The following is a 25,155-nucleotide window of genomic DNA, read 5'->3' on the forward strand; positions in this document are numbered from 1 at the left end:
TAATAACTAGAACTCGTTAAGCATTTATTTTTACAAAATCCGCACACTGTCTTTTATCTGTATGCTGAAGCGATATAGCTCTCAGGTAGGCTTTTCTTGTAAAGCTGGAGAATAGTTAGTCAATAATAGGGATGGGGATAATCTCTAATTATCTCATCTAACTCACTCAAGCCAAAGTAAAGTATCCATGCTCAGGCACTTAATTGCGATCGCTACTGCCACTATACTCTTTAGTAATTCCTTAACACTGGCAGAGAGTAAACCGCCGAAACCACCTGATAAATTTCCTCCTAGCCCTCTAGAGATTACCACACCCGATCCACTGTCACCGCGATCGCCCAAGGATAAACAGCCGTTAACTCTCCAAGAACGCCAAAAGTTAGAACCAGCTTTGGATGCGTTAAATCAAAAAGCTGCGGCGAAACTGCAAGCAGGTGAACCGATTGCGGCGTTTGAAATTTGGAATCGAGAATTGCGATTGCGGCGCTTTTTAGGTTCATTAGCAGAGGTGCAAGCATTATCTAGAGTTGGGGCGATCGCTTGGAAGCTAAATGACGCACAAGAAGTACAATATATTACGCAACGATTGCAAGCAATTCAAAAGCAAGCCCAATCTCAGAAAAAAACTGCCCCAATCGATCTAGAATTGTGGCGATCGCTAGGTGAAGCTTACAAAAATGTGCGCTCGTCTAAACTGGCTATAGAAGCTTACGACCAAGTTTTGCTAGTAGTGCGACAACAAAAAGATCAAACAGCAGTATTAGAAACCCTCAAAACAATTGGAGAACTGCATTTAAGTTGGTTTGATTATCGCAAAGCTGCACCAATCTATGAGGAATTGTTGAGTTTAGCTACATCTCTTGGCGATCGTGTCAACGAAGTAACATATCTGCAAAAGCTGGCTGATATTTACGAGCAGACAAACCAACCGCAACAGTCATTGAATGTACTTAACAAACTAGCAGAAATTTATGTCAATGAAAATAAGCTTACAGAAATACCAGAATTAAAGCTAGCGATCGCTTCAGATTACGAATCTTTAGCTAAGAAAGATCCTAACTTACTGCTAGAAGCTTTTAAAAATTATCAAGAGGCTTATACCACTGCTTGGCAATTAAAGGAGTACGTTCGTGCTGGTGATGCTTTGCAGAAGTTAATTGTGTTGTATCGTTCCCAAGGACAAACAGAGGAGGCTTTGCAGGCTAGCGAAATTCTGGTGCAGATACAGGGGCAAGCCGCCAACTTTTACGGAATGATGCAAGCTTATGACCAAATTGGGCAATTGTATCTAGAACGCAAAGAATTTCCTCAAGCACTAACAGCTTTTAAACAAGGGTTAAAACTGGCGCAACAACTCAAACATGAAGAAGCATACTTTACTGGACAAATTGAAAAACTATCGAAAGCAAATTAACTGAAATTTCTGCGATCGCTTAACATAAAAATACCCGCCACGCCTACCCACAAGGTGAAAAGCTATGTCAGAAACTACCCTAGCTGCACCAGATATTCAACTCCCACCCACTCAAGCAGAATTACCAGACGATGACGGTATTCCGATGGAAAGCCCACGACACAAAGCCCAGATGGATTTGCTGATCGATGCTCTGATACCTTGGTTGGAAGAACGAGAAGATGGGTTTATCGGCGGTAATATGTTTGTTTACTACAGTCTGGCCCAGGTGCGAAACAAAGACTTTAAAGGGCCAGACTTTTTTGCTGTGTTGGGAGTCCCGAAAGGAGAACGTCGCAGTTGGGTGGTTTGGGAAGAGGGGAAAACACCAGATATAGTCATTGAATTGCTTTCTGATAGCACAGCCCAAGCAGACAAAAATGAGAAAAAACTAATTTATCAAAATCAAATGCGTGTGCCAGAATATTTCTGGTATGACCCTTTTAACCCTAATGATTTGGCTGGTTTCTCTATTGAAAAAGGAGCTTATCAACCTATTGTAGTAAATGCTCAAAATCAGTTGGTGAGTCAATCCTTAGGGTTAGGATTGCAGTTGTGGCAGGGAAGTTATAAAGGTATTGATACTACTTGGTTACGCTGGGCAATTTTGGCAGGAGAATTGCTGCCAACTCCTGAAGAAAAGCAACGTCAAAGGGCAGAACAAGAAAGCCAAAGGACAGAACAAGAACGCCAAAGGGCAGACAAGGCAGAATTGCAGTTATTACAAACTGCACACAACTTACTTGAGTCTGGGATGACAGTAGAACAGGTAGCGAGGTTAACAGGTTTGAATGTATCTGAGATAGATACTGAAAAGGATGGATGATTTGTGGGATTTGTTGAAGCGATCGCTCCACCAACGCAATCATACAAGCGATCGCTAATCAATATCACTCCTGTTCTAAAATCCTTTCTATATCTTGCCCTGCATAGAGAATTCGCACAACTTGAATGCTTTCATCTTGCTCAAAGTAAAAAATTAGATACTTTTTAAATCCCTTAACAGCCCATTTACGTAAACCTTGTAAACGAAGATTATCCAGAGGATAACGGCTACCCATTCCAGGCATTCTTGCTAACTGTGCAAAAGTTTCTCTTACAGAGTCAAAAAATAAAAGAGCGGTGTCGGGGTTGTCTTGGGCAATGTAAGCAAAATACTCATCAATATCTAAACTGCCTTTGGGTGTAATGACTATCCGCTTTGTCATTATTTCTCTTGATGCATCTGGTCGATCAAATGTGTGCGTTTTTGCTGCCACCATTGATCATTAACTTCTATTGTCTCTCCACTTTCAAGTCCTGCAATTAAAAGTTCTTCTATATGTTCTTGCATCTTGCGTTTTTGGTCTTGAGTGATTAACTCTTGTAGATATTCGCTAACTGAACCGTAGCCACCTTGAGCCACTTGTTCTTCAACAAAGGCTTTCATCGACTCAGGCAAGGAAATATTAATGTTACTCATAACCTTGGCAGTGAGGTTAAACTATTTTTTCCATGTTATCAAGGTTATTAGGCATTGTCTTTGAAGAAATTTCTGCGATTAGCTTGCCCCATTGTAGGCGATGTCTACGATGGGCTATGCCTACGCATTTGTGTTGATGAGAGAAAAGCGATGTCTAACGACAAGCCAAAGAAGCGTCTACGCATTTAATCGGGGACTTGCACAATGTGAGCGATTGCATTTCCCAAACGAGTAAAGTGATTTGGATTCAGGGTCAACAAAGCGTCTACCTCTGCTTTTAAAGCAGCTTGAGCAATTAAAGCATCAAAAATACCGCCACCTGGAAGATTTAAGGTTGCCATTTGAGCGATTGCAGCCTGATAGTCATTGAAAAGCAGTGGAACTCCCTCTAAATACTGTGACATATCTACAATAATCATCTCAGCTTGTTGGGGACTAATAGGCGGCTGAATGGGTAAGCGGGTGATGACAGAATATGTTTCAGCTAAACTGTGAGTTGAGATAAACCCTTGGATTTGCCCAGATTTTGCAGCTTTAATCTTGGAAAAGCAAACAGAATGTTGCGGGTGATTGACAATGAATGCAGGAACTAACACAGAAGTATCAAACAAGACTTTCATTAAGTTATTTGATCCTGAATGCGTTCTTCTCTCAACTCATCTATAAAGGTATTAACATCAAAGTTTTCTGGTAATTCTGCCTCTACAACTAAAATCCCTTCTTTTCGATAAATGTTTGGTTGGTTAAGAGGCAGTACATTGGTCATCTCAGAGTTTTGTTGAGTATATTTTTCAGTGACTTGCTGACTCAGCGTGTCAATTTTTTCTGCAATAGCTTGCAAAACAAACTGCTCAGTCGAAATTCCCTGACTGCTTGCCCATTTTTCAATCTTTTGTTGGAGTTGGGGAGGAAAGTTCATAGACGTAAATACAATTAATACTCCAATTGTAAAAGGCGATCGCCTACCACAGTCTACGCTCACGCATTTATTTGTGTTGATGAGAGAAAAGCGATGCCTTCGGCAACGTCTTCGACGATCGCTCTAAACTACTAGATTGCAAACTCTATCGCCTGAACCCGCTCTTTTAATTACGAATTAATTTTTTAGCCAATCGCCACAACAGAGAAAACGGTAAAATTAATATCGCCTTTAAGGTTTGCACAAATTGACCTAACCGACGTTTCCGGATAGGACGGGGAGTAGACTGGCGTTGCAGGATTGCTAGATTTTGTCGAATTGTCGCGGTAGTGGGATGATTAACTCCTAAAATGCGATCGCACATTGCCAAAGCATCACTGTATAGTGGTTCGGCATCGCTGTACCTCCCTTGGCTTTTGTAGAGTCCTGCTAAATTGTTCAAGCTAGTAGCCACATTGGGATGGTCGCCAGCAAACAGAGCTTTGCAAACATTTACGCCATCCTCATACCAAGGTTCTGCTAATTTATATAATCCTTGTCCTTAAAAGTTCTCCTCCTAGTTCTTGGGGAATCTCAAAACCTAACTGCAACTGAAAAAACTCTAAAACTTCGGCGGCAAGATTGGTTTCTCTGTCGTTAAACCAGGTAATCCCGCCATAATATTGTTCGTATCGTCTGGCGTATTGGGTAGCTAATTCAGTTTTGCCCACGCCACCCATTCCCGCTATTGCTACATAATTTCCGCGCTGCAAGTCTTCATGCACCATTGTCAGTTCTGTTTCTCGCCCGACGAAATTAACAGAACCGCGATAAGGAATAGATTTTGTGGGGCTTAACTTTGTCCGTTCCCCGTCAGACGACTTTGGTCAGTTAAAGGTGACTGGGGCATTAAATGTATTGCCTTGGAAAACATTCTTTATCTCATCTGCCAAATTTTGATAGTTAATACTATTTGGCTGTTGCGGTTGCGACTTCAGCGTATCGGCAAATTCTTGTATAGATTGGATAAATTTAGGATTTGGTTCAGCTTTAGCTGCTTCTGCCAATTCTTTTATTGCTTCTGCCACTTCAGGATTAGCTTTAGCCGCAGATTCCACCTCTAGCAGAGCCTTACCATAATCGAGTGGTTGCTCTGGTGCTTTCTCGATCGCTGCTACAGTATGGGGAGACTGTTTTTTCAGCGTGACGAGAAACTTGCCAGTCTTATCCACTAAAGACTCTGTTACCTTTTCGGTTGTTTTTTCTAAGGCTTTGGTGGCTATTATAGTGCCAACAGCGATCGCCGCAGTTTCAAATATCATAATCCTGCCTTGACTATGTATATGCTATCTAATTATTAACACACCGCTTTTGTTCTAAATTCCGCAGCTAAGTTAAAAAACCCAGATTTAACTCAGCGTTACAGATTTTGCATAGTTCAGCATTATTTTCTCTATTCATTGCGTCTGATATCTAGGTTTTTTGGAATTGAAACCAGTTGCCGTTACTAACATCGCCACTAACATTGCGCTTTAAGTTACTAAAATCATGAGTTTAGTTACTACTACGACAATTTTTGTTACAAACATCATAATTTTCGTTACAGTGTTACGAACTTGTTACTAAAATAACGAGTTTAGTTACTACCACGACGATTTTTGTTACAAACATCATAATTTTCGTTACAGTGTTACGAATTTAGTTACCATCACGACGATTTTCGTTACAAACATCATTATTTTAGTTGATATTGCTGAGACTATAGTTACATAAGATACCAATATTTGTGGATTTTACCCAACCAAAATTAGGCTTTAGTAGGGCAAGCTAGCTCTAGAACACCATAAAAAGAAGATAATTATGCCTCGCCAAAAGCGTACATATCGCGTTCTAGAAAAAGCTGAATTGAGAATCGCCGGACTCAAAGCCATTGATCCCAGCATGGATTTTGGAGATGCTCGGAACTTGCAAAATCTTACACAAATGATTCAGCAATACCGTAGCAAAATAGATACTTATAATACGACTCTGGCTGTGATTGACTCTTATACAAGTGAGATGAAAGAGTTGGAAAAAAGTTTGAGCGAACTGACTGAAAAAATGCTCCTGGGAGTTGCCTTTAAGTACGGCAAAGACAGCCATGAATATGAGATGGCGGGTGGTGTTCGCAAAAGCGATCGCGTCCGCAGAAGCTTAGTCAATCGCTTAAAAGCTAGTACAGATGAAGTCTATAATAATAATACCCAAACTGCATAAGCTCATCAATAGACTCCTAACAAAAGTCTTGATTTGACAGCGCTTTTCAAATAATTGAACTACACCATTCCCATCTCAGTCTTGGTCAAAACACCTGTTTGCAATGATTCATATTCTAATTCAGCGACCTTGAATCACTTAGTTTGAAAGATATTTTGTACCATTTTTTTGTCTGTATTCGCCGCCGCCTTATCCAACTCTGCAATCTCACCAGCGTCTAATTGCCAACCCAACGCCCCAAGATTCTCCCTCGCTTGTTCTACGCTTTTTGCTCCAGGGATGGGAATGGTTCCTTTACAGATGCACCAATTAATTGCTACCTGTGACATAGTTTTGTTTCTGAACTGTGCTACCTCTCGCAAACATTCCAAAAGCGATTTGCTAGCAGAAGCCGCTTCTCTACAAGACGCTGCGCGAACGCCTCTACGCATTCCTGATAATATTTGCTTAAATAACAGACCTCGAATGCCTTTAGGCAAAGGGCCTTGCTCAGAGTATTTTCCTGTCAGTAGTCCCAAAGCTAGAGGGCTGTAGGCAATCAATTTAATGTCTAACTCATCACAAAGGTCTTTGAGCTTGAGTTGAGTGACAGGATATGTAGACAACAGAGAATATTGAACTTGCACAGTTGTAATCGGAACACCTCGTTGAGCGAATTTTTTCTGCACTCGCTGAAGCCGTTTCGGCCCATAATTGGATAATCCCACTCCTTTGACCAGTCCTTGCTCATACAAATCGGCAAGACCATCTAAAAGTCCTTCTTCTTGCCAAGGAGCATAGTTTGCTGTTGACCAGTGCATCTGTACCAAATCAACATTTCTTCCCAAGCGTTGGGCAGATGACTGGCAAGCCCTTACCATTGATTGACGTGTCCATCTCCACGGGTAAGCAGCAAGCTTAGTTGCAATACAAATATTTTCTTTGCCTGAACCTACATATTCTCGGTTGAATCGTCCCAGAAGTGACTCACTCCGACCATTCAATCTCCCCGTTCCGTAAGAATCGCCTGTATCAAATAAAGTTACACCGTTGCTTACACAAAGGTTAAAGACGGCTTGCAACTGCTCATCCATACTTTCGTCATATCCCCAAAGCAGTTGGTTGCCCCAGGCCCAAGTGCCGCAGCCCATGCTTGGGAGTGAGAGTTTTTGGAGAGTCTGCATCTTTGCTGTTTGTAGATTGCCTTATTAATTATCAGGCATATATAGCAGTCCTCAATCATTCCTGAAAATTTGAGATAGTTATAATCTCCCTGTAATCCTGATTCATCAATAGACCTCTTGCACAAATGCAAAATTTGCCTTCATCCCCCAACCCCTTCTCCCAATTTTGGGAGAAGGGGAGCCAATTTCAAAGTCCCTCTCCCAAGCTTGGGAGAGGGATTTAGGGTGAGGGGTTTTGATTCATGCAAGAAGTCTAATTTCAACTTGACAGACTACTATTACGGGATATTGTCGAATTTGCTAAGAGCCAAGCTGTTTCAGTCCAGGCGTTATTAAATAATCTGGCCTCTGACATTTTTAATTCAAATGAATGGGGTGGTGATTCTAGCAACAAGGGCGAACCTTTATCCTGGGCCTCAACTAAGTTAACTATCCAGGGAAGAAAGTCTAAGATTTCTTTTGGTAGTACAGTTAACTCGAAATCCCACAACAAATTCAGACCACGGCAGACTTGTCCTTTTCTAATCGTTGTCACTCTACCAGCACTCTTGTTAATAGCCAGTCGCAGAATGAATGGGCGGAATGGGACAAATTCATCGGGTGCTGTATAAGCGTATACATTTATATAGTTTAGTCTCTGTCTACGATCCATCCAAGATGCGATCGGTGAATTACTACTATAAGATGTACCAGTTATAAGTACCGGCATATTCATAACAGCAGCAAAGTTAGAGTAGAACTTATGCCTTAGTTCGTTAACAATATGTTTAGCTTCGGGGTTCATGGTTGCTATACCTATTAAAAAAACGATACCTGCGGTAAGCTACCCTAACGCATGGCTTCATAAAAATTATTTCCTAAAACCTCCTGCATCCTGCTCTCTGCCTTTCTTCGTTTAACCGAAGCACAAAAAAGGCAGACCCCTTGTCTGCCCTCAAGACCTTAGAGTTAAATTTTTGGTTTTAGTTTTTAATAGCGGCCACCACCACCACCACCATAGTTTCCTCGTCTACCACCAGAGGAACCGCCGTCTGTCTTGGGCTTGGCTTTATTAACTTTTAAGCTTCGACCCATCCATTCAGCATTATCAAGCGCATCAATTGCCGCTTGTTCTTGGGCGTCTGATTCCAATTCCACAAACCCGAAACCTCTCATGCGTCCTGTTTCTCGGTCGATAGGCAATTGAACATTTTTTACAGTTCCATATTCTGCAAAGACTTGCCGGAGGTCATCTTCTTTAACCTCATAAGATAGATTGCCGACGTAAATTGACATATAATGTCTCCAGAATCAGGGGATGTAGAGATTTAGATCCGGAGAGGTCTGTAATACAAGTATATATAAAAACAAACTGTACAGCCGAATTTCTATCTTCCACGCATACTTTAACATAAATTGAGAAGTTATGTTCTTAAGCAGCAGTATACTTAATCTGTAGATCTAAATACTCGGATAGTTGGCAAAACTCGTTTAAAATCAACCTACCAGCGATCGCATGAAATTTGCAGTCATCAAAAAATTTCCATAACTGAACTTATTTCTCTTCAAAGAGTATTAATTAGTAATTTTTAGATTTTGTGCAATCAAAATTTCGAGAGAGAACAATTCAATAAAACCAGTGCGATCGCTTGTAACGTAAAATTAATCTCCATCCAGCATTTGCTAACAGCTTGACGCCCATGTTTTGCGACTACCTCATCCAAATCCTGACTGCCCGTGTCTATGATGTTGCCCAGGAAACACCACTGGAGTATGCTCCAAATTTGTCCGCGCGGCTGAATAATCAACTTCTGTTGAAACGTGAGGATATGCAGTCAGTATTTTCCTTTAAACTGCGGGGTGCTTATAACAAGATGGTGCAACTACCGCCAGATATATTGACAAAGGGTGTAATTGCAGCATCTGCGGGGAACCATGCTCAAGGAGTCGCCCTTGCAGCCAATCGTTTGGGAACCAAAGCGATTATCGTTATGCCAGTAACCACACCCCAAGTGAAGGTGGATGCGGTGAGAATGAGGGGCGGAGCAGTCATATTACATGGAAACACTTATGATGATGCTTATAGCTATGCGCGTGAATTAGAAGTAGAAAAAGGATTAACCTTTATTCATCCCTTTGACGATCCCCATGTAATTGCTGGACAGGGAACAATTGGGATGGAAATTTTACGGCAATATCAGCAACCCATCCATGCGATTTTTGTCGCAATTGGAGGCGGCGGATTAATTTCTGGGATTGGGGCTTATGTGAAACGGTTGCGTCCCGAAATCAAGATTATTGGTGTTGAACCAGTAGATGCTGATGCCATGTCTCAATCGCTCAAAGCCGGACATCGGGTGCGCTTGTCCCAAGTGGGGTTATTTGCTGATGGCGTAGCAGTGCGGGAAGTAGGTGAAGAAACCTTCCGTTTATGTCAGCAGTATGTAGATGAAATTATTTTAGTGGGTACAGACGATACTTGTGCTGCGATTAAAGACGTGTTTGAGGATACGCGATCCATTTTAGAACCAGCAGGTGCATTAGCGATCGCAGCTGCCAAAGCCTACGCCGAACGAGAACAAATCGAGGGACAAACCTTAATTGCTGTCGCCTGTGGTGCAAACATGAATTTCGATCGCCTCCGCTTTGTGGCAGAACGCGCAGAGTTGGGCGAACGCCGCGAAGCGATCTTTGCAGTCACAATTCCAGAGGAACGGGGAAGTATTCGCCAGTTTTGTGAATGTATTGGCAACCGTAATCTGACCGAGTTTAATTATCGTATTGCCGATGAAAAAACAGCCCATATTTTTGTCGGTGTGCAAATTCAAAACCGTGCTGATGCTGTCAAGATGGTAGAAAACTTTGAAGCGCAAGGATTTGAAACCCTTGATTTAACAGACGACGAGCTAACTAAACTACATCTGCGGCACATGGTAGGTGGACACTCTCCCCTAGCTAACAATGAATTGCTCTACCGTTTTGAGTTTCCCGAACGTCCCGGCGCATTGATGAAATTTGTGACTTCCATGAGTCCCGACTGGAATATTAGTCTTTTTCACTACCGCAACAACGGTGCAGACTACGGACGAATCGTTGTTGGTATCCAAGTTCCTCCCTACGAGATGGAAGAGTGGCAAGCTTTTCTCGATCACCTCGGCTATCGCTATTGGGATGAAAACAAAAATCCGGCATACAAGCTATTTTTGGGATAGGTGGGGAATGGGGAAGAGGCAGAGGGGCAGAGGAGCAGGGGAGCAGAGGGGCAGTATAACAATGCCCCATGCCCCATGCCCCATCCGCCCCATGCCCCATGCCCAATGCCCAATGCCCAATTTAACGAGAACTCCCCTTCAATATCAGATTTGAGTCCCAAGTATAAAAGCCGATTTGATTAGGAACCCTAGCGAATCTACCTGTCCGATAGCCTCTAGATAGTTCATTCAGCACCTTATTTTTGATCTCTCTAATTTGCTGAGAATCTAGTTCTCCATAAATTCCGGCGATGACTTCAGCAACGCTGAAAACTTTACCTGGATTTTGTTCCAACAGAGAGGTGAGGGCATCAATTAAGAATTGACCCTCAAAGGCTTTGAGCATCGGTACTGTTTTTGTCGGGGGAACGAAAGGCTTCTTATTTTTGTTCTTGATACTCCTAGAAGCACCATTGCGATTACTTGGGGCTACCAAATTTAAATCCAGAGTATAACAACCTGGCTCATCGGGAATAGTTACCCAGTAATTCCTTTCTCTGCCTTGGGTGAGGGAAGATTGCACTCTACCTTTAACTACTTTGAATAGATGGGAATCTAACTCTCCATAGAGCGATCGCACGATAAAATCGATATGACAAACAGTACCTATTTGTTCTTGCAATAGCTGTTTTATGGCTTCCATTCGGGAGATAGCGTGCTGATACTGAGGTAGCATCGGAATTTCCACTACCTTCGTTGAACTATCGTTGTTCTCTGGGGCGGTCTTTGGATCTGTTGATGTCGTTTGAGATTGACTCTCTTTTGTATCAACAGCAGCAGAAAAGGAATTATTTATCTCAACTCGATCTGAGTCTTTTTGTACTGACTCTAAAGACTCCACCAAGTTGATTTCCTCGATGTCATCAAGAGGTGATAAAAACCGCAGAGAACCTTCTGGAGAAAGATTTGAGGTTTCATCAACCGTCGTTAATCTTGATATCTGCTTGTTGGCATCAGAAAAAGACCAGTTAGACAACAACGCTTCTACATGATCGAGCTGCGATCGCGCCTGCACAAAGAGGCGTTCATACTCTTCTGTAAGGCGAGCATAATAGTCTCGTAATTCCAACAGTGGTGAGAAAAAGGTTTCTGGAGGCGGTTCTAATTGTCCATTTTGAGTCATAGGGCTTTAATCAATTTAAATCGATATCACTTTTATAAGACATTGCTCTGGGTTTTGCTTTGTGAGAGGCTGGCTGGGATTTTTTAGGCGGTTGGGGAGGGCGACATCTCTCACAATATAAAGGTCGAGGGCCGAAAGTCTCGCGTTTTGTCAGATCGTTACACTCTTTACAGACAAACTGGAAAACACGAGTATGAATCTGTCTTTTGTGCGCCCTGACAGTATATTCCCTAACATCAATGAATTTACTTGCCATAATCAGGAATTGTGAATTGCCGACGTTATCAATGTCCTATCAATATAGCTATTCAAGCAAATCAAACGGCATCAGTGTGTGTTTGTGTAGAAGTTTTATTGAAATCAGTGAATCTGACGCCTAGCGTAAAGTGCAGATAAGCAAATAGAAAGTTAGCCATTGACTATATCTCTCAGCATATAATTGGTGATCAGCAAAGACTACTATCATTTTTTAGGCGCAGCGATTTACATGGCCCTCATCAGAAAAGTTGGTAGGGGAAAGTGCAGAATTATTTACTTCCACTACTATTGACTGGCAAATCAAGCGATCGCCAGCCGATCTAATCGCCCATCATAAAATTACCGCACTCCTAACCCCTCTTCCTCATGCTAGATGGGTAATGGTTAATGAAGCCATTTCTATCTAAAAAACAACCGCCTCCTAAAAACAGCAGGCGGCGATCGTTGTTAATCAAAGTATGATTCTAATAAGTTTTATCCCTCTAGTAGTAGTCTGTCAAGCAAACTTCTGCTGGGTCAATAAGTTCGTAATCAGGACTTGAATCCTTTGTTAAGCGCTCAAGCGCTGATTACTAACCCATCAATTTCAACTTGACAGACTACTGCTGACTGGGAGCAGCAGGTTGTGATTGAGGTTGTTGGCGTAAACGGCGTAAAGAGTCCCGCAATTTATTCTGGCTAGTGTTATCTCTTCGCCGCCGCCGATTTGTAGTTTCTTGTGGCTTTTGTGATGAATCGGTAGCCGTTTGCTCGCGCCGGATACGGCGTAGGGACTCTCTTGCAGTTCCTTGAGTACGAGTTGTTCTAGCTTCAGATGATGAGTTTCTAGCAGGACTTTCCGTTCTTTGAGGTTCCAGTCGCCGACTAAATCCAGATATTGCTGGTCTTGTGGCTCTAGCTTCATTAGATGAGGGTGGTGTCAACTCTCGTCGCCTACGTCTTGGAGTTTCCTGTGTCGAGTTGGCAGCTGCTGTCTGCTGGGTTCTCTCTTGTGCTTGTCTTTGTGCTTGCCGTTCTTGAACTTGGCGCGATCGTCGTGAACCTTTTATGGCAAATTCAGTGGCTATAGATACCCCTTGTCTACCACCTTCTGCGGGTTTTAATTTCCACTCACGCGCTTGTCTCTTGGTTTCTTCATCCAAGTCGCGGTTTCCACTAGAGCGAGCAATCCGCACATTGGTAACATTTCCGTCTGCATCAGTATCGACAGCTACTTCTACTCTGCCTTCAACTCCTCGCCGTCTTGCTGCCTCTGGATACTTGGCATTACATTCGCGGCAGGCTGCACGACCATTAGCATTACCTGAAGTGTTAATTTTTGGAGGTGTTGGCACTATTGGCGCTGTTGCTACTGTCGGACGGTTTCCTACTCCATTGCCTATACCACTGCCAGTGCCGCTACCAATTCCACTGCCAGTGCCACTGCCAATTCCACTACCGATGCCACTGCCAATTCCACTACCGATGCCACTGCCAGTGCCACTGCCAATTCCACTGCCAGTGCCACTACCAATGCCGCTACCAGTGCCAGTGCCTGTCCCACTGCCAATGCCACCGCCAGTGCCAGTACCAGTACCTCCACCAGGGCCAGTACCGCTGCTTGTACCTACAGCAATACCACTACCTGAGCCTAAACCAACACCAGAGCCGCCGCCACCACCACCACCGCCACCGCCACCTGCCGAACCTGCTTTGGAATCTTCAGATATAGCAGATCGTGGAACGGATGCAGATTTCACAGCCACTTCTGGCTTGGTAGCAATTGCTTTTGGCGGCGTATTTATCGGCTGTGGCTTCTGAGCAACTGCTGTAATCTGTTCTTGCTGCTGAATTTTTTCTACTGGTGGGGTTTCTATAGGCTGTTTTTGGACAACTTCTGGTTCTTTTTTTATTTCTTCTGGAATCTCTGCGATTGGTTTTTCTAATTCCGCAGTCGGAGCATCAACGATCGCCACCTCTATTGGTTCTTCTTCTCCCGTGGGCACTCTCGTCAAATAATTACCTATGCCTAAGGACAGTACGCCGATATGCAGCGCCAGTGAACCTATTAGACTGTAAGTCAGAAAAGACTTGAGAGCCTCAACTTCTTTGGAACGTTGCTCGACAGTAGTGCCGGAAAAGCTCATAGCTATTGCTACCTATTCTCACTAATTTAGTCATCTTAGAATGCATGGTTGCAAATATCAAGTAAAAAATTAAAATTATTTCGGACAGTGTTACGAACAGCATACTTAATAATAAAAATCTCTTTGAAAAATACTGTTGATTATGACGACTTCTAGATAAAATTAATTTTTGTGTGATGGATTAATTAAATTAGTTTATAGAAACTAAAAAAGTATTAAATAAAATTAATGATAATTAAATTTGAAAAAATTATCATTATATCTTAAACTCTATTGAGAAAAAGTTTCATTTTTTAGCTAGATTCTGGTAGTCTAATTTTGTATTGTTGATGACGTTTAGAGGCACTACATGGGAATTCAGAATTTGTTTGAAGCAGGCGGTGTGGTCATGTTGCCCCTGCTGGCGTTTTCGGTGTTGGCAGGGGCACTAATGATTGAGCGGGCGAAGTTTTGGATACAGATTGGTAAGCGTCAAAACCGGGTGGTGCGAGAGGTTTTAAATCTTTATCGACTTGATAATCTCGTTAGTGCTGTGGATAAGCTGCAAAAAAACGTAGATTTACCTATAGCACGCATTTTTCTGGCTGGACTACAGCTAGAAAGACCGACTCCAGAAAAATTTCGTTTGGCTTTGAAAAGCGAGGCGCAAGCAGAAATCCCTATGCTCAAGCGATTTCAACCTGTATTTGACACGATTATCGGTTTAGCGCCTCTGTTGGGACTTCTCGGCACAATTTTAGGATTAATTCGTTCATTTGCTGGACTGAATATTGGTGATGTCGGAGGTACTAAAACTAGTGCAGTCACTAGTGGTATTAGTGAAGCTTTAGTTGCTACCGCCTCAGGATTGGTTGTGGCTATCTTTGTGCTTTTAGGAGCCAGCATCTTCCGGGGACTATACCAGCGGCAGATAACAATGATTCAAGAGTACGGCGGACAGCTAGAAATACTGTTCCTTGACCGTTATGACCAACTCAATCGCCACGAACAACAGGAGAAGTCCTATGGATCTAGATGATAATGAACCAGATTTAGCACCATTTATAAATGTAGTACCTCTGATTGATGTAATGTTTGCCCTTTTGACATTTTTTATTATGTCAACGCTGTTTTTAACACGATCGGAAGGGTTGCCAGTAAATCTACCGAAGGCAGCCACGGCGAAGGAACAGCAAATTCCCACTAAAGTTACCATCACGGTAGATGAAAAAGGTCAGGTAAGCCTAAATCGCGATCCAATAGCAGTTAATGATGTAGCAGCGCGAGTGCGGACTTTAGTTGGTTCTAACCCAGATACATTGGTGATTATTAATGCCGATCAAAAAGTTTTGCACGGTGAAATAGTAGGGATAATGGATCAAGTACGTCAGGTGAAGGGTGCAAGGCTAGCGATCGCTACCCAAAGATAACAAGTATAAATACTGTTTATCTCAATACTTCAAGATGTTTTGACCCAGGCTAACATCTTTCCATCAATTAAAATCGCTTGCTTCAAATTCACCAACCATTTTAACAACACTAGCAGCCAGAATTAACGGAAACTTTATATTCTGGCTCTTAACTGCAAACTTTTTCTTGTCTAATGACTATTATTAGTGTGAATGAATTAAAAAGTGGTAGCTGTCAAACATTTGTAATTAGAAAGCAGCTCCTGTCATGCTTGCATAATCCTCAGAGATATGAAATAACGCCAGTCGCTTCAAGTCTGGAAACCCGCTTAAACGAATAGCTCCCCTTGATGTTGGATAATTTTTACTAAAAAAATGTGGCGCTTGGGTAAATCAAAATTATGATGATTACAGTTGAAAAAATTATCATTATATTTTTAATATTCTTGAAAAGAAAAAACTTATGCGTATACCAGATGAACCAGAGCTTCCGCTACAGATCAACATCGTACCGATGATTGACGTGATTTTTGCCCTTTTGACATTTTTCATTATGTCAACTCTGTTTTTAACACGTTCAGAAGGTTTGCCAGTAAATTTACCGAAGGCCGCCACAGCTAAACAACAGCAAGCTCCTACTAAAATTACCATTACGGTAGATGAAAAAGAACAGGTAAGCCTGAACCGTAAACCAATTGCAGTTGATGATTTGACAGCGCAAGTGCGGACTTTAGTTGGTTCTAACCCAGAAGTGTTAGTGATTATTAATGCTGATGAAAAAGTTGATTATGGTCGGGTGGTGGCGGTGATGGATCGGGTACGTCAGGTTCCGGGAGCTAAATTAGCGATCGCTACCCAAAGAGAATAAATAGATATATTGGGCATCAGAAGTTCAGAGAGTCAGGAAAATTCTATATTCTGACTCCTAACTCCTTCTTGTCTAATAGACATCCCCAGCAATTTATTATGCGTTGCCCAAAATTCTTGTTATACACAATTAATTAATTTTGCCTACCTGATTTTCACCAGATGTTTAATTCTAACGGCAGTAACTTTTATTGGTATAGGTTTTGCCAAGGTTAAGTTTCGCCGAATCGTTCTATTCTAGTATCTACAATCACGACATAATCCAAACTGACTTGATAAATTGCTAATTACACGAACAAAATAAGGCATAGCAAATTTATACAAGCAGGTAGATTATCTGATGACTATTCCAGAGTCAATTAAAAAATTCATTACATGGATACAAGGTTTTGACCATCATGTTTTACGAAATGAAGATGATGTAAAAGAAAAGTTGATTTTGCCAATGTTTCACTATCTCTGCTATCCAGAGATATGTCATCGTGAATACTCTTTGAAAACATATCAATCAGAAAACTACGCCAAAAATCCAGAAATTGCTCAGATTTATTTTGCAACAGATGACGTTAAAAAACAAAATACAAATACATCACTGATTTTTGTGGAAGCGATAGAACCGCAAAAAACTAAGTTAAATGAGGCTATTGAACAAGCTAAATTTTATAGTAATCATTTTAAAACACTATTTTTTATTGTCACTAATGGATATGAAATCAAGGTTTTTCAGTGTCTGCATTACAATCAAGAAGAATTAGTATTTGATCTAAATATAGATACCTTAAAAAATAACGATGTTGCCTCAAAATTTTATAATAAACTCAATTTTGATTTAGTTAAAAATATCGATAAAAATACAACCGATATTTTTACGTATACTAAATTTAACTTCATAGAAAAATTAATCGTACGCAATCCAGATTTACAGGTTTTTTTAGAAAAATGTGATTTTGAGCCTTCTATAATGCGGGAAGGCTGCCACTTAGTTGTTGTTAAACCAAAAGTAGCGATCGCCTGTAATTTACCCAAAGCTTTTGGAGAAGGTAATTGTCAAATAGAATTCAGTAGTATTCTTTTTAAAGGTCTAAAAATTCGCTTAAATCATCAAGATATTTTAGGTCAATTAATGACTGGATTACATACCCAGCCTGATTGGGGTTGTCGTCGTTTTTTGAAAGAATTAGATAAAGATAATTTTACAGTAAATTTGGGTCAAATAACAGTTATTTTATCAAAAATAGAAGCAACAGATTTGTGTTTGTGTGTTGATGAAATTTGTCAAGAATATCAAAATTTAATAATTGAATTTGAGAATGCTCTAGAAACATGGGATTTTGAATTCGTAAACTTTTCAGAAATTCGCGGTTTTATCCTTTTTTCTGTAGTACAAGAATTATGGCAGTTGATGCAGCAGTTTGCTAATGAATTTGATTATAAAAAAGGCAAGTCAGAATGGCATCTATTTCATAGAGAAAATATATCAATTCGAGTGAGTCGAGGAATTCGTGATCATGCATTTGTATTACCCAAATTTGACAGAGATTTATCTTTATTACCTAGCAATCAAGTTAACATAATCTACGAGCTAAATAATATTAATTTACAATCTATTGAAACAGCTAAATTTAGCTTATGTCCACAAAATATTGGAGTACGAGGAACTTGGACAGCTAGATATACCAAACAGTGGTTATTAGATAAATATATTCCCAAGGTTATTAACTACTATTCAGAAAAGTCTCAATTATCTGAAGCTGAATTGCTAGCAAAAATAACAAATTACAGAAGTGAACGTGCGCTGATTAAAGAAATTGATAATATCAGAGATTTAGTACCTTATCTTCGCGATATACAATCTTGGCTACATATCTATGTGGAAAATATTGCAGTTTCGCAATTGAAACCATATTACCAAGCCTATACAAATTTAGTGCGTAACACAGATTCTTCCATAACAGGCATAGACTATATTTTCGGAAATTTGCGGCGAGTTGAGTGGAAAAATCCGTCAGAAGAAAATTATAGCAATTCTATAGATTGGAAAAACTTGGGTTTTAAATATGCTATAGATTGCTTAGATCGGCAAGTAGTAAGAATAAATAATAATGAATACGAGAATAGTTTTAAGGCAGATTTAATCACTCGAATATTTATTTGGATTATAGAAAATGGTAAAATATCTTTTTCGCAATCTCAGTTAAATTCTGCTAAACAGGCTTTAATACCACTTTGGGAACAAAGTCGCTTTGAAATGCGCTATATCTATCCTAACCAATAAAACTACATAATCTGCTGTAAATCCAACACAAACCCAGGTAGTACATTTTCTCCTGATAAACTAGCAGGATTGTCTAATATCTCTACATCTTTACCTGAACGATAAATTTCCACTCGCTTGTTTTTCCGATCAATTAACCAGCCTAATTGAGTGCCATTTTCGATATACTCCTGCATTTTCTCTTGCAATTCCTTCAAGGAATCAGTACGAGATCGCAACTCTACTACAAAATCAGGACAAATGGGGGCAAATTTTTCTTGTTGTTCTGGGCTTAAAGCATTCCATCGCTCAATTTTCACCCAAGAAGCATCAGGAGAACGTTCTGCACCATTAGGTAGGGTGAAACCAGTTGAAGAGTCAAAACCTTTGCCTAATTTAGTCTGTTTATTCCAGATTCCTAATTCAACAACCATATCAAAGTTACGGTTGCCAGTATCACTACCTGTAGGTGGCATAATTAATAATTCCCCTGATGCTGTACGCTCAAATCGATAATCGCGGTTTTTCTGACACATCTGGAAAAATTGCTCATCAGTCAAGTCAATTTTCAATTTGAGTGTAGAAGGGAAAGTGGTTGTCGTGGCGTTCATAGGCTATTCTGAGCATCTTATCTTTCTAGTGTAGTGCTGTGTGGAGTGCGATCGCATAATGAGATAATGGAGTGCGATCGCCAGTTCTGGTTGTAGAATTAACATTAACGCTACAGACATCTGCATCCAATCAAAACCTGGCTTTTCGCAGGAGCGATCGCAATGCAACCAACTCCTGGTTAAATTTTACTAATGGTCTATAGCTTGATACTTTAGTTAGAGGGTAAAAAAATCTAGATGTTTTGGTTATCTCAATGGCTAGTGTTAGGAATTATATTTGTTAGCTTAACTTTTAGCACACCTTTATTTGCTAGTCAGTCTATGAACCAACAAGATATCCAAATATTAATAGAAAAAGCTAAAGATGCATGGGTTGCTCAAGATGTCGATGCTCTTGCACAATTGTTTACATTTGATGGAGAACTAATCGTGCCTGGTCAATCCTGGCGTGGGCAAGAAAGAATTCGAGAAGAACTTACCCATTTTAAACAACAGTATTCAAATATCAAAATAGACATCCAGCGGATTATCATTGGAGTAAATCAGGCAGCAGTAGAATGGTACTACGAAGATACAGAAGAGGCGACAGGTCATCGTAATAAAGCTGATGACGTAATTGTTGTAGATTTCAGGAATGGTCAAATTAGTCGCTGGCGTGAATATTTTGACACAGAAACGCCAGCTAACAGATAGTTCCACTAGTCGTGAAACTCCAATATCCCTAATTTATTTTGAATTAAGGATATTGGAGTATCAAAAATTAACTTGTAATGTAAAAAACACAAGACGCCTACCACTTCAGACCGCTCTGATGAAGAATTTAACCTTCCCTAAGTGATAATAAAGTGGAGGAAGCGACAAAAACTCCACACCGTCAACGCATTTAATTTACACTGTTCAAACATCTGCGGTCGCTCTCCTTCGATGTCTGATACTGGGCCACAGCGGCATAACACCCATACAGTGTTGTTTGTTTACATAAACTAGAATAGCTAACAGTTGGGTGAAAAACTCTCTCTCTCAAGTATAAACACTACCTAGCCAAGAGATATAGTTATATTGTTTATATAAACTTGTCTAAAGTAAGATTTTAATTCTTTATAACTTTAGCTATTCACCTGAAAATTATTTAATAATCTTTTAAAAGATCGCTGATGGAATCGGTTGTTTTCAATAGCGATCGCAGCATGAAGATACCAAAGAAGCCGCTATAGTTTCTTTTGCTTAAGCGTGGCAATGTCTACGACGGGCTACGCCTACGCTCCTTCACTCATCCACGCTTAAGCAGCAACTAATCTAGCCCTCTATTTACGTACTAGGTTCAGCAGTTCTTTAGGAGAAGCCAGCAAGTCAATCGCTACAAAGAAGATTTTGCCTTGGGGATCTAGCAAAAACCGCCATGCAATATTCATTCCCACACTGGCACCGAACCAAGGGGTTTGGACTTTACCGGTGACTTTAACTTGGGTATAGCCATCTTCCACAGGCTCAGATACGCCACGCTCTGGGAGCATCTTCAATCCCTGGCATTCTTCACGCATATAAGCGCGAATTGCGTCTTGACCAACAATTGGTCTCTCAAAGGGAGGTTGCAAAGCACCTTCGGAACGAAACAGAGAAACCGCAGCATCAAAGTCATTGGCATTCATGTTGTTGATATAGCCAAGTACCGTAGGATTGTTGATGCCCTCAATGGTGACTTTAGTCCGAAACGCTAGTGCAGTGGGAGGAGCCACAGGCTCTGAGACTTTTTTGTAACTTCCGGGAGCGTTCGGGTCAAATCCCATATTCAGTACGGTATTGCGTAGGATGGTGATTTGTTGACCAGAATCAGCATTGCGGATGGCTTGCAACACATCAGCAGCTTTAGGAGAAAGCTTGTAACCTTGTGGGATCGGAGCAACGATTCCCTGGGCCATCCATTCTCCTAACTGATACCAGAAGCCCAGCTTGATATTCACGGTGAAGGATGCATAAGAACGGCAGAGGGGAGTATCAGCACGGTTAGCCAAATCGTACATGACTTGCGTTTGAGCCTCAAAAGGCATCTGCTTAATTTGTTCCATTAAACCTTGTGCGAGGATCATGTTGGCTGCCCCAGGAGCAGCAACTGTAATGCCTCTACCCATCTCGGTATAAGCAAACCAAAGTAATGCTAGTTGATCTTCAGCATTGAGCTTAGAGAATGATTCGACGACGGTTGGAACAAGGTCAGCAATTAGGGTGCCGGGAAAAATACTTTGAGCCGACTGGATGGTAAAAGACATAGCAGAAATTCCAAAAAGAAAATTACAGTTCTACCGAAATGTGAAAAATCAAATGTGCAAAGACAGAAAAGAAATGCGTTTAAATGTTAATAAAGGCACTCAGTAGTTTTGGCATCACTAGAAAGCCTGTTGTAGACATAGCTCTAATAAAGGCATAGTGATGCTGTTGCCATTGAGTTTAGATACTTGGCAAAGCACATTGCAGGCTTAACTGCATAGTTTTTTAAAAAGCCTTGATTAACGGTGGTTTAACGCATTGATGCTGCTTTTGTATCTTTATGTAAAGAAACATAACAATTCTGTTACAAATAAGCAATACTTTCTCAGTTATTCATTGATAACTTCTGTTTATAGAGACAATAGGTTTTCTTGAAGCTAGATTTAACGTAATTGGTACTTTTGTGTGCATTCACTTTTAAGAGCATAGGTGTAGCCCATCGTAGACATCGCACGTTTTTGTGGGCATAAAATTTCCATAATCCTTAAAGACACTTCGCTATCGAGCATCACACCCGACTGTAGACATCGCCTAGTTCTCACACAAATCCGAAATACCCTACTTATTTAGTACGGTTGTTACTACTTTTATTTATATGTCAAGTAGTTGCAAAAAATATTTACAATAGTTAATATTCGTTTACAGATAGCAAAAACAAAGAGTAAAAAATGACAAGTAAAGGTTTTACGATTAACGAACGCGGTCAACCCAACAGATTTGCGATTGAACCCAAAGTTTATGTTGATAAAACTCCACGGATAGGATTCACCAAATATGCTGAAAAACTCAATGGCCGTTTGGCAATGATTGCTTTTGTTTCACTCATAGCTGTAGAAGTTATCACCGGACATGGTTTGATTGGATGGCTAACCAGCCTTTAAAGAAGACACTTTGAGATTTCTTAATTTTCTTCACTTGACGAATAAAGCAATTTAGAGGCAAACTTACTTATGAAAACTGATTTTGATTATCCCAAAAAGGATTTAATTGGACCGGTTGTTTTTAGACCTGATTTCAACAACTTTGAGACTATCAATGCAAATCAAGCCTGGTCATTGTTTTTTACTGCCGGTCAAGATGACAAAGGATTGGGACAAGAAATTGAGTTCGGCAGATTTTTCACTAACCTTTTAATTGCCGTTGGAGTAACTGGAATTATTTGGGCGATTTACTTCAGCCAATTAGGATGAGTAAGTTTGTTCATTTCTAGTGTGTAGTAACTTCAACAGAGGTCTTGGATTTAGATACCAGGACTTCTTTTAAATTTTCAATAAGTTTAAAAAACTCTGTTTAGCTTTGGAAAAAGTTTGATGTTGATTGGATTTATAAAGCTTCCCAATTTGTCACGGTATTGTGGATACGTGGGCTTAGAAGTAGCACAAATTGTTTCCAAACATCTTGCTGTTCAAAGTAAAACCTATGTAATTCAAAATCGGAGGGTATTGGTACATCAACTTTTAAAGTCTGGTCTGGATGCTCATACCGCAGATCGAACTGTTACTGTACTTATATCAAGCCCGGTTTTACAATTAAGCAACAAAAACCAGTGTGCAATTAATTGTATGCGAAAGCAACTATACAAACAGTAAAAGGGATTGGGGTTAGGGGAGAGGTTACAGGTGACAGGGAATAATCTGTACCCTATTTCCTTCTTCAGTCCCTACTTCAACGCAAACAACGAATCGCCTCTAATAGACCTCTAGCTTTATTTAGCGTCTCTTCGTATTCTTTCTCTGGCTCAGAATCAGCTACCAAACCTGCACCTGCTTGTACGCTGACCGTACTATCATGCACTACCATTGTGCGAATTGCGATCGCAGTATTTAATTGTCCTTCAAAATCGTAATATCCATATACACCGGAATAAACACCCCGACGGCTAGACTCTAACTCATGGATAATTTCCATCGCCCTAATCTTGGGTGCGCCACTTACCGTACCTGCTGGGAAGGAAGCTTTCAGTAAATCCCATGCTGTTTTACCAAGTGCTAATTTCCCCACAACATTGCTAACAATGTGCATTACATGGGAGTAGCGCTCAACTACCATTAATTCATCAACTTTGACGCTACCACTTTGACAAACACGCCCCAAATCATTCCGCCCTAAATCCACAAGCATCACGTGTTCGGCAATTTCCTTGGGGTCTTGGAGTAAATCTTGAGCAAAGGCCGCATCTTCCTTAGTGGTTTTACCTCGCGGACGCGTCCCAGCAATTGGGCGTACCGTCGCTATTACTCCACCATCTGAATCGGTTTCGGCTTTCACCATCACTTCGGGACTGGAACCGATGATTTGCCAATCTTGGAAGTTAAAGTAAGCCATGTAAGGCGAAGGATTTATCTGACGTAGCGACCGATAAAGGGCAAAAGGGTCGCCTGTGTATGGTGTTGATAGTCGCTGAGAAATTACTACTTGGAAAATATCACCTGCTTTAATGTAATCTTTCGCCTTTTCAACGCTGGCACAAAAATCAGGGCGAGTAAAATTACTCCTCTGCTCCTCTGCTCCTCTGCTCCCCTGCTCCCCTGCTCCCCTGCTCCCTGGCGGTTTCCATTCCAATCGAGTTTTTTCCGGCGATAGGGGTAAAGATAGCTTTTCGAGCATTTGGGTGACGCGATCGCTAGCTTGTTGATATGCTGCTTTGAAATCTACATTCGGGTCACGTAAATCAGCATAAGCGATCGCCCAAATTTTCCGCTTCACCTGGTCAAAAATCAACAAGTGGTCTACCTGCATCCACAATCCATCAGGTATATTCCGCTCATCTGGTGGATAAATGGGCACACGCGGCTCAATCCACTGAATCAATTCATAGCCCCAAAACCCAAATAAACCGCCAATTCCTGGCGGTAGCTCTGGTAATTTCACTGGGTGATAAGGTGCTAAACATTCGGCTAAAGCTGTAAAAGGGTCGCCAGCAAAAACAACCTGCGAACCATCGCGGTTTTTTTGAGTCGTGCGATCGCCCCTTGCTTCCAAAACCCACACCGGATCGCAGCCCACTAAACTATAGCGTCCCAGCTTTTCCCCGCCTTCTATGGATTCCAACAAAAAGCTATAGGGCTGACCTGCACAAACTTTATACCAAGCAGATACGGGCGTATCTAAGTCCGCTACCCATTCTTGATATACCGGGACGAAGTTGCCTTGTTGCGCTAGGGTGCAAAACTGGGAGAAATCCGGAAACATCATTATTTTTCAAAGATAATTGGTAATTGGTAATGGGTAATGGGTAATTCACTTACCATTTACCCATTACTAATTACCCATTAGCTACTAACAGCTAGTTATGGAGCGTCGTAGGTATAAACACCGCTAAACTTAACTTTAGAGGGACTGGGGTTTTGTCCGATACGACGGTCTACATAACGCACTTTGTCACGACCTTCAGTTACCTTTTCGGGGAAGACACCATCAGCTGGGTGAATTAAAGTAGTTTCTCCGTTGGGTAAAATCCGGTAAATTTTATAATCTGTGATTTTGAGTTTACGAAGTTGCTGACCGCCCAAAAAGATGCCATATTCTTTACGAGCTATATACAGCAGGTTTTCACCTTTCCGCATAGTAGCAGCACCACCTGTAGGCAATTCAAATACTTGCTCTTTCGGGCTAGTCCAAGTGATAGCGTACTTTTCTTCAACTTCTGCTTTATTGAGCAAACCACCAGTGCTGCCAGCAAATAGCGGGGTTTGTCCAGAGAGTGTTTCTGCCATAAAGATGATTCTCTCAACGTTTTTAGGGAATCCTAACACTGCAACCAGGATCATATTGCGATCGCGTCATAGACTGTAACAGTTT

The 25,155-nt window shown here is 41.0% G+C and carries 30 protein-coding genes; 13 read left to right on the forward strand and 17 right to left on the reverse strand.

The annotated features are described in order from the left end of the window. The first annotated feature begins 187 nt into the window (after positions 1-187). Together HWQ40_RS33445 and HWQ40_RS33450 are read left to right on the forward strand one after the other, a co-directional pair. Entirely contained in the window at positions 188-1,414 is a 1,227-nt protein-coding gene (locus HWQ40_RS33445; RefSeq protein WP_292786467.1) for a hypothetical protein, read from the forward strand. Positions 1,415-1,478: 64 nt separating this feature from the next. Further along, the gene (locus HWQ40_RS33450; protein WP_292786469.1) at positions 1,479-2,279 is read left to right on the forward strand and encodes a Uma2 family endonuclease; all 801 of its coding nucleotides are present in this window, start codon (positions 1,479-1,481) and stop codon (positions 2,277-2,279) included. 64 nt (positions 2,280-2,343) lie between these two features. Here HWQ40_RS33450 and HWQ40_RS33455 read toward each other — a convergent pair whose 3' ends face one another. The 7 genes from HWQ40_RS33455 to HWQ40_RS33485 form a co-directional block, all read right to left on the reverse strand. Continuing rightward, on the reverse strand, positions 2,344-2,661 hold the full coding sequence (locus HWQ40_RS33455; RefSeq protein WP_292786471.1) for a type II toxin-antitoxin system RelE/ParE family toxin: 318 nt from the start codon (positions 2,659-2,661) through the stop codon (positions 2,344-2,346). Beyond that, complete coding sequence (locus tag HWQ40_RS33460; protein ID WP_292786474.1) at positions 2,661-2,915, reverse strand: type II toxin-antitoxin system ParD family antitoxin; 255 nt, start codon at positions 2,913-2,915, stop codon at positions 2,661-2,663. The genes HWQ40_RS33455 and HWQ40_RS33460 overlap by 1 nt, the downstream gene beginning before the upstream one ends. 185 nt (positions 2,916-3,100) lie before the next feature. Beyond that, complete coding sequence (locus HWQ40_RS33465; RefSeq protein WP_292786477.1) at positions 3,101-3,535, reverse strand: PIN domain-containing protein; 435 nt, start codon at positions 3,533-3,535, stop codon at positions 3,101-3,103. Beyond that, entirely contained in the window at positions 3,535-3,897 is a 363-nt protein-coding gene (locus HWQ40_RS33470; RefSeq protein WP_292786479.1) for a hypothetical protein, read from the reverse strand. Before HWQ40_RS33470 ends, HWQ40_RS33465 begins: the two co-directional genes overlap by 1 nt. A 103-nt stretch (positions 3,898-4,000) precedes the next feature. Next, on the reverse strand, positions 4,001-4,312 hold the full coding sequence (locus tag HWQ40_RS33475) for a tetratricopeptide repeat protein (RefSeq protein WP_292786576.1): 312 nt from the start codon (positions 4,310-4,312) through the stop codon (positions 4,001-4,003). A gap of 46 nt (positions 4,313-4,358) precedes the next feature. Next, on the reverse strand, positions 4,359-4,601 hold the full coding sequence (locus tag HWQ40_RS33480) for a hypothetical protein (RefSeq protein ID WP_292786480.1): 243 nt from the start codon (positions 4,599-4,601) through the stop codon (positions 4,359-4,361). Positions 4,602-4,700: 99 nt separating this feature from the next. Next, entirely contained in the window at positions 4,701-5,135 is a 435-nt protein-coding gene (locus HWQ40_RS33485; RefSeq protein WP_292786482.1) for a hypothetical protein, read from the reverse strand. 538 nt (positions 5,136-5,673) lie between these two features. Between HWQ40_RS33485 and HWQ40_RS33490 the strand changes: the two genes are divergently transcribed. Beyond that, complete coding sequence (locus HWQ40_RS33490; RefSeq protein ID WP_292786484.1) at positions 5,674-6,069, forward strand: hypothetical protein; 396 nt, start codon at positions 5,674-5,676, stop codon at positions 6,067-6,069. A 134-nt stretch (positions 6,070-6,203) separates the two neighbouring features. Here HWQ40_RS33490 and HWQ40_RS33495 read toward each other — a convergent pair whose 3' ends face one another. From HWQ40_RS33495 to HWQ40_RS33505, 3 genes are all read right to left on the reverse strand, one after another. Next, complete coding sequence (locus tag HWQ40_RS33495) at positions 6,204-7,232, reverse strand: aldo/keto reductase (protein WP_292786487.1); 1,029 nt, start codon at positions 7,230-7,232, stop codon at positions 6,204-6,206. Between the two features lie 259 nt (positions 7,233-7,491). Continuing rightward, complete coding sequence (locus tag HWQ40_RS33500) at positions 7,492-8,016, reverse strand: hypothetical protein (protein ID WP_292786489.1); 525 nt, start codon at positions 8,014-8,016, stop codon at positions 7,492-7,494. A gap of 185 nt (positions 8,017-8,201) precedes the next feature. Continuing rightward, positions 8,202-8,507 (reverse strand): RNA-binding protein, encoded by a 306-nt coding sequence (locus HWQ40_RS33505; RefSeq protein ID WP_104905435.1) that lies wholly within the window; start codon positions 8,505-8,507, stop codon positions 8,202-8,204. 404 nt (positions 8,508-8,911) lie between these two features. On the opposite strand from HWQ40_RS33505, the gene ilvA reads away from it, so the two are divergent. Beyond that, on the forward strand, positions 8,912-10,423 hold the full coding sequence (ilvA, locus tag HWQ40_RS33510; RefSeq protein ID WP_292786494.1) for a threonine ammonia-lyase, biosynthetic: 1,512 nt from the start codon (positions 8,912-8,914) through the stop codon (positions 10,421-10,423). A 121-nt stretch (positions 10,424-10,544) separates the two neighbouring features. Here the strand turns inward: ilvA and HWQ40_RS33515 are convergent, their stop codons facing one another. Next, the gene (locus HWQ40_RS33515) at positions 10,545-11,585 is read right to left on the reverse strand and encodes a hypothetical protein (RefSeq protein ID WP_292786497.1); all 1,041 of its coding nucleotides are present in this window, start codon (positions 11,583-11,585) and stop codon (positions 10,545-10,547) included. 10 nt (positions 11,586-11,595) lie between these two features. Next, entirely contained in the window at positions 11,596-11,841 is a 246-nt protein-coding gene (locus HWQ40_RS33520) for a hypothetical protein (protein ID WP_099099597.1), read from the reverse strand. A gap of 250 nt (positions 11,842-12,091) precedes the next feature. Between HWQ40_RS33520 and HWQ40_RS33525 the strand changes: the two genes are divergently transcribed. After that, positions 12,092-12,250 (forward strand): hypothetical protein, encoded by a 159-nt coding sequence (locus HWQ40_RS33525; RefSeq protein ID WP_292786500.1) that lies wholly within the window; start codon positions 12,092-12,094, stop codon positions 12,248-12,250. A 192-nt stretch (positions 12,251-12,442) separates the two neighbouring features. Here HWQ40_RS33525 and HWQ40_RS33530 read toward each other — a convergent pair whose 3' ends face one another. Next, positions 12,443-13,969 carry an energy transducer TonB gene (locus HWQ40_RS33530; protein ID WP_292786503.1) on the reverse strand — a complete coding sequence of 509 codons (1,527 nt, stop codon included), beginning with the start codon at positions 13,967-13,969 and terminating at the stop codon, positions 12,443-12,445. 349 nt (positions 13,970-14,318) lie between these two features. Here HWQ40_RS33530 and HWQ40_RS33535 point away from each other — a divergent pair, with 349 nt between their 5' ends. The 4 genes from HWQ40_RS33535 to HWQ40_RS33550 all read left to right on the forward strand — a co-directional run bounded on the left by HWQ40_RS33535 (position 14,319) and on the right by HWQ40_RS33550 (position 18,499). Next, entirely contained in the window at positions 14,319-14,987 is a 669-nt protein-coding gene (locus tag HWQ40_RS33535; protein ID WP_292786505.1) for a MotA/TolQ/ExbB proton channel family protein, read from the forward strand. Next, positions 14,974-15,378: a biopolymer transporter ExbD gene (locus tag HWQ40_RS33540; protein WP_292786507.1), complete on the forward strand. Its 405-nt coding sequence runs from the start codon at positions 14,974-14,976 to the stop codon at positions 15,376-15,378. Before HWQ40_RS33535 ends, HWQ40_RS33540 begins: the two co-directional genes overlap by 14 nt. 442 nt (positions 15,379-15,820) lie before the next feature. Next, positions 15,821-16,225 carry a biopolymer transporter ExbD gene (locus tag HWQ40_RS33545; protein WP_292786509.1) on the forward strand — a complete coding sequence of 135 codons (405 nt, stop codon included), beginning with the start codon at positions 15,821-15,823 and terminating at the stop codon, positions 16,223-16,225. A 339-nt stretch (positions 16,226-16,564) separates the two neighbouring features. Continuing rightward, positions 16,565-18,499, forward strand: coding sequence for a type I restriction enzyme HsdR N-terminal domain-containing protein (locus HWQ40_RS33550; RefSeq protein WP_292786511.1), 1,935 nt, complete (start codon positions 16,565-16,567; stop codon positions 18,497-18,499). A 2-nt stretch (positions 18,500-18,501) separates the two neighbouring features. Here the strand turns inward: HWQ40_RS33550 and HWQ40_RS33555 are convergent, their stop codons facing one another. After that, positions 18,502-19,089: a Uma2 family endonuclease gene (locus HWQ40_RS33555; protein ID WP_292786514.1), complete on the reverse strand. Its 588-nt coding sequence runs from the start codon at positions 19,087-19,089 to the stop codon at positions 18,502-18,504. A 71-nt stretch (positions 19,090-19,160) separates the two neighbouring features. Here HWQ40_RS33555 and HWQ40_RS33560 point away from each other — a divergent pair, with 71 nt between their 5' ends. Together HWQ40_RS33560 and HWQ40_RS33565 are read left to right on the forward strand one after the other, a co-directional pair. Then, positions 19,161-19,292 carry a hypothetical protein gene (locus tag HWQ40_RS33560; RefSeq protein ID WP_292786517.1) on the forward strand — a complete coding sequence of 44 codons (132 nt, stop codon included), beginning with the start codon at positions 19,161-19,163 and terminating at the stop codon, positions 19,290-19,292. A gap of 34 nt (positions 19,293-19,326) precedes the next feature. After that, a complete protein-coding gene (locus HWQ40_RS33565) occupies positions 19,327-19,782 on the forward strand; it encodes a nuclear transport factor 2 family protein (RefSeq protein WP_292786520.1) in 456 nt (151 codons plus the stop codon). Positions 19,783-20,393: 611 nt separating this feature from the next. Here HWQ40_RS33565 and HWQ40_RS33570 read toward each other — a convergent pair. Beyond that, positions 20,394-21,356 (reverse strand): orange carotenoid protein N-terminal domain-containing protein, encoded by a 963-nt coding sequence (locus tag HWQ40_RS33570; protein WP_292786522.1) that lies wholly within the window; start codon positions 21,354-21,356, stop codon positions 20,394-20,396. 666 nt (positions 21,357-22,022) lie between these two features. On the opposite strand from HWQ40_RS33570, the gene HWQ40_RS33575 reads away from it, so the two are divergent. Together HWQ40_RS33575 and HWQ40_RS33580 are read left to right on the forward strand one after the other, a co-directional pair. Then, positions 22,023-22,235: a chlorophyll a/b-binding protein gene (locus HWQ40_RS33575; RefSeq protein WP_292786525.1), complete on the forward strand. Its 213-nt coding sequence runs from the start codon at positions 22,023-22,025 to the stop codon at positions 22,233-22,235. A 69-nt stretch (positions 22,236-22,304) separates the two neighbouring features. Then, entirely contained in the window at positions 22,305-22,544 is a 240-nt protein-coding gene (locus tag HWQ40_RS33580; protein WP_292786528.1) for a hypothetical protein, read from the forward strand. A gap of 475 nt (positions 22,545-23,019) precedes the next feature. Here the strand turns inward: HWQ40_RS33580 and trpE are convergent, their stop codons facing one another. Beyond that, a complete protein-coding gene (trpE, locus tag HWQ40_RS33585) occupies positions 23,020-24,549 on the reverse strand; it encodes an anthranilate synthase component I (protein ID WP_292786530.1) in 1,530 nt (509 codons plus the stop codon). Positions 24,550-24,644: 95 nt separating this feature from the next. Then, a complete protein-coding gene (locus tag HWQ40_RS33590) occupies positions 24,645-25,070 on the reverse strand; it encodes a photosystem I reaction center subunit II PsaD (protein WP_292786532.1) in 426 nt (141 codons plus the stop codon). Between the last annotated feature and the right edge of the window lie 85 nt (positions 25,071-25,155).

Origin of the sequence: Nostoc sp. NMS9 (assembly GCF_017114995.1) — a bacterium.
In the GTDB taxonomy this organism is placed as follows: domain Bacteria; phylum Cyanobacteriota; class Cyanobacteriia; order Cyanobacteriales; family Nostocaceae; genus Nostoc.